Source organism: Burkholderia sp. IO2, assembly GCF_029522185.1.
In the GTDB taxonomy this organism is placed as follows: domain Bacteria; phylum Pseudomonadota; class Gammaproteobacteria; order Burkholderiales; family Burkholderiaceae; genus Burkholderia; species Burkholderia cenocepacia.
On record NZ_JAKWFH010000125.1, the window covers coordinates 1 to 4033 of the forward strand.

At 67.1% G+C, this 4033-nt stretch carries 3 protein-coding genes and 2 pseudogenes; all 5 read right to left on the reverse strand.

Annotated elements, in window-relative coordinates:
- Positions 1–129 precede the first annotated feature (129 nt).
- Positions 130–504, reverse strand: a pseudogene (locus MMB92_RS35005) (AidA/PixA family protein); the annotation flags it as partial.
- 295 nt (positions 505–799) lie between these two features.
- Positions 800–1183: a GtrA family protein gene (locus MMB92_RS35010; protein WP_006498083.1), complete on the reverse strand. Its 384-nt coding sequence runs from the start codon at positions 1181–1183 to the stop codon at positions 800–802.
- Between the two features lie 13 nt (positions 1184–1196).
- Positions 1197–2240 carry a glycosyltransferase family 2 protein gene (locus tag MMB92_RS35015; protein ID WP_006498084.1) on the reverse strand — a complete coding sequence of 348 codons (1044 nt, stop codon included), beginning with the start codon at positions 2238–2240 and terminating at the stop codon, positions 1197–1199.
- A gap of 24 nt (positions 2241–2264) precedes the next feature.
- The gene (locus MMB92_RS35020; protein ID WP_212067004.1) at positions 2265–3644 is read right to left on the reverse strand and encodes a glycosyltransferase family 87 protein; all 1380 of its coding nucleotides are present in this window, start codon (positions 3642–3644) and stop codon (positions 2265–2267) included.
- Positions 3641–4033 (reverse strand): annotated as a pseudogene (locus MMB92_RS35025) (hypothetical protein); the annotation flags it as partial. The pseudogene MMB92_RS35025 and the gene MMB92_RS35020, both read right to left, overlap by 4 nt.

Sequence of the window (4033 nt, forward strand, 5' to 3'; positions counted from 1 at the left end):
GCCGTTGCAAATACATTGAATACCAGGCCCCGGAAAGCGCTCGGCTGGAAGACGCCGGCCGAAGCTCTCGACGAGTACCTGAAATCTGTTCAACAATTTAGTGTTGCGACGACCGGTTGAATCCGCCTAGTTCGCGACCTTCTGGCACGTCGGCACTTCGGGCTTGCTGGTGTTCGGCACCGGAATCGACGCTTCCGCGACGCGCGGCGTCGGCGTCGAGATCAGGTCGTTGCCGACGTTGCCGATGAACTTGTAGAACACCACCTGGTTTTCGAAGCCCAGCGACAGGCTCGTTTCGCGCCAGCGGATCAGGTCGCCGACCTGCGCCTTCAGGTCGAGCTCGCCGCCCGCCTGCCCGGAAATGACGTTGTCCTGGTTAGTCACCATATAGACATAGCGCCAGTCGATCAGCGTCGGCGCCGCCGGATTCTTGCTGGGATTCGGATATTTTTTGAGAATGGTTTCGGTATCGAACGAAACGAGCACATCGGTAACGCGTGACATAGAAGCTCCCGTTTGAAGTAATGGGAATCATCGTTGCGCGAATTGCTTCGTGCAGCCGCCATCGCCTTGTGAGACAAGGGTTTGAGCCGGTATCGGCACGTGCGGAGGCGACGGCTAATGCAGATTAGTCCGTTTGGTTAATCATGGAAGCTGTAAAAGTAAACAGGTCGGGAAAATGATTTTTCGAGTTAATTTTAAAATCGGAATCAATCGGGTCGATGCGTGACATAAATATCGCGACATTGAATCTGTTAATCGATTGACCGATTATCGGCGGGGGCGGGAAGGCGGCTGTTTACCGGTAGGTCCAGAGCCGGTGCAGCACGAACGTCGTCGGCGGGATCAGCAGTGCGATCGCGACGACGCCCATCGCGCGCGACGCACCCAGCGCCTCGGCGGCACGCGCGAGCAGCATCGTCTCGACGAAGCCGGCCAGCGTGACCGCGAGAAAGCGCAGCGCGTTGCGGGGGCGCACCGTCGACGAGAAGCTCCATAGCGTATTCGCCAGATACGAGAACGCGGTCGCGCAGAGGAACGCGATGGCATTCGCGGTCACCGGCGTCGCGTCGCGCAGTGCGAACAGCGCCGTCGCGACCAGCGTGTGGAGCGCGGTCGAGCCGAGCCCGGACACGCCGAAGCGCACGAGCCGCGTGCGCTCGGCCTGCAGCAGCCCGATCATGGCGAGCGCGCGTTCAGCGCGCGCCGATGCGCGCCCGGACCGGCTGCACGCGCCGGCGGGCCGGCTGGCGGCGGGCGTCGCGCGCGACCGGCAGTTCGATCACCTTGCCGTGCGCCTGGTAGCGGCGGCGGATCAGGTAGACGGGCCGTTGCTTCGATTCGTCGTAGATCCGCCCGACGTATTCACCGACCACGCCGATCCCGATCAGCTCGATGCCGCCGATGAACAGCGTGACCGAGATCAGCGACGCGTAGCCGAGCACCGGATTGCCGAACAGCAGCGTGCGCAGGATGATGAACGAACCGTACACGAACGCGAGCGCCGCGATGCCGACGCCGATGTAGGTCCAGCTGCGCAGCGGCACGGTGCTGAAGCTGGTGATGCCTTCCAGCGCGAAATTCCACAGCTTCCAGCCGGAGAATTTCGAGTGCCCGGCGCTGCGCGGATCGCGCTGGTACTCGACGATCACGGTCTTGTAGCCGACCCACGCGAACAGCCCCTTCATGAAGCGGTGCCGCTCGGGCAGGTTGCGCAGCGCGTTCACGACCTTGCGGTCCATCAGCCGGAAATCGCCGACGTTCTCCGGCAGCTTCACGTCCGACAGCAGGTTGTGCACGCGGTAGTAGATCGCGGCGGCGGTGCGCTTCGCGAACGAATCGCACGCGCGGTTGCTGCGCTTGGCCGCGACGACCTCCGCGCCGTCGCGCCAGTGGTCGATCATCACCGGGATCAGGCTCGGCGGGTCCTGCAGGTCCGCGTCGAGCGGGATCACCGCATCGCCCGCGGCTTCGTCGAGGCCGGCCGTCAGCGCGGCTTCCTTGCCGAAGTTGCGGGTCAGGTCGATGACGCGCACGCGCCGTTCGGCCGCGCCGATCCGGACCAGGCGTTCCAGCGTGTCGTCGCGGCTGCCGTCGTTTACGCAGACGATCTCGAAGCGGATCGCGTCGATCGCGCTCAGCAACGGAATCACGACGTCGAAGAAGCGTTCGACGGCTTCGCCTTCGTTGTAGAACGGCACGACCAGCGAAACGAGCGGCGTGTAGATGGGTTCCCGCATGATGATTCCCCTTGTGATGGCGCTTTACCGGCCGGCGCCGAGCGTCGGGCGGCCGGTGCGGCGCATGCCGTGCGCCGGGCGGTGGTGCGGTCGGAGCGGGTGGGTGAACCCGGTCTCGGTCGAGGTGTCGCGCGCGTCGGGCAGCGACGGCACGTCGCGTCTTTCCCGGGCGATGCGGCTGACGAGCAGCGCGAGCGAAGCGAGCGTCACGAGCGGCATGAACTGGAACGACAGGTGCGGCACGATCGCGAGGCCCGCGAGCGGCATCGGCCACAGCAGCATCAGCCATTCGCGATCGAAGTGCCGCCAGCCGTGCGTCCATGCATAGCGCGCGTACCACGCGATCACGATGCCGTACCACGTGAGGTCGTAGTCGTACAGATACGGGCTGACGAGCAGGCACGCGCACGCGAGGGTCGCGGCGCGCAGCGCGTACGAACACGCGCCGCGCCACGCGTAGACGACGGCGCTCGCGGCGGCCGCAGCCGACAGCAGCTGAAGGCCGCGTGCGACGAGCGCGGGCCAGCCGGCCATCGTCGCGAGCGCGAACACGGTCGGCATGCGGGCGAGCTTCGCGTGGCCCGCATCGACGATCGCGTAGACGTTGCCGATCACGTGCATGAACGTGAGCCACGGGCCGATCCCGAACGCGAGCGTCGCGAGCGCGACGCTGACGGCGATCGTCGCGGCCCACGCGGCCAGCGCGCGCCATTGGCCCGCGCACAGCAGCGCGAGCGGGAACAGCACCGCGAGCTGCGGCTTCATCGTCAGCAACCCGAAGCAGATTCCGGCAACGACGGGCCGCCGGTTCAACGCGAGCAGGCCGAGTGCGGCGAGCGTCGCGGTGAAGAGGCTCGTCTGCCCGACGATCACCGTGAGGAACGCACCCGGAAACGCGAGCGCGCACAGCCACGCGGCGTCGCGCTGCACCGTGGCGCGCATCGTCGCCGCGAACAGCGCGATCGTGATGCCGAGCCACAGCACGACCGCCAGCGTGTACGGCAGCCAGCCGAGCGGCAACACGAACAGCAGCATCGTCGGCGGATAGAGCCACGGCAGCGTGCCGTCCGCGAGCGTCATCGTCGGGACCGCGAGCTTCTGGACCGCGAACAGCGCGGGGAAATGCCACGCGTCCGCGCCGTGACCGTGCGCGGCGAGCCACGCGGCGCTCCAGACCGGCGAGAAGTCCTGCGACAGCGGTTCCAGCGCGCCGTGGCGCGACAGGAGGAAGCGGGTCAGGTAGATCGCGATGAACAGCAGCTCGGTCAGCAGCACGGCGGCCGCGTAGAGGCGCACGCGATCGCGGTTGAGCCAGTGCGGATGGCGGCGCGGGCCGGCGATCGGGAGTTCCGGATGCACGTCGGCGGCCGAATGCGCGTGGCGGGCGAACGACGGCGCTTTCATCGTGCGCTCCGGGATGCGAGCGCCGTGCGGCGCACGACGACGAACAGCACCGCGAGCAGCACGACCGGCCCGATCTGCGGCAGCTTCATCAGCCGGTTCAGCATTTCGAAGATCGGCAGCAGCCACGCCAGCACGAGAATGCCCTGGTCGCCGGGCAGCCAGCCTTCGTCGAGGCCGTGTGCGATCAGGCAGAAGATCGCGATGCCGAGCCACGTCAGTTCGTAGTTCCACAGATATGGCGTCGTCAGCAGGGTGGCGACCGCCAGTACCGCCCCGCGCAGCCGCATGTCGCGCGTGCGGCGCCAGACGTCGACGGCCGCGGCGAGCGCGACGAGCGCGACCGCCGCCTGGGCGGCCAGCGCGGCCGCCACCGGCGCGCCGGCGAGCCG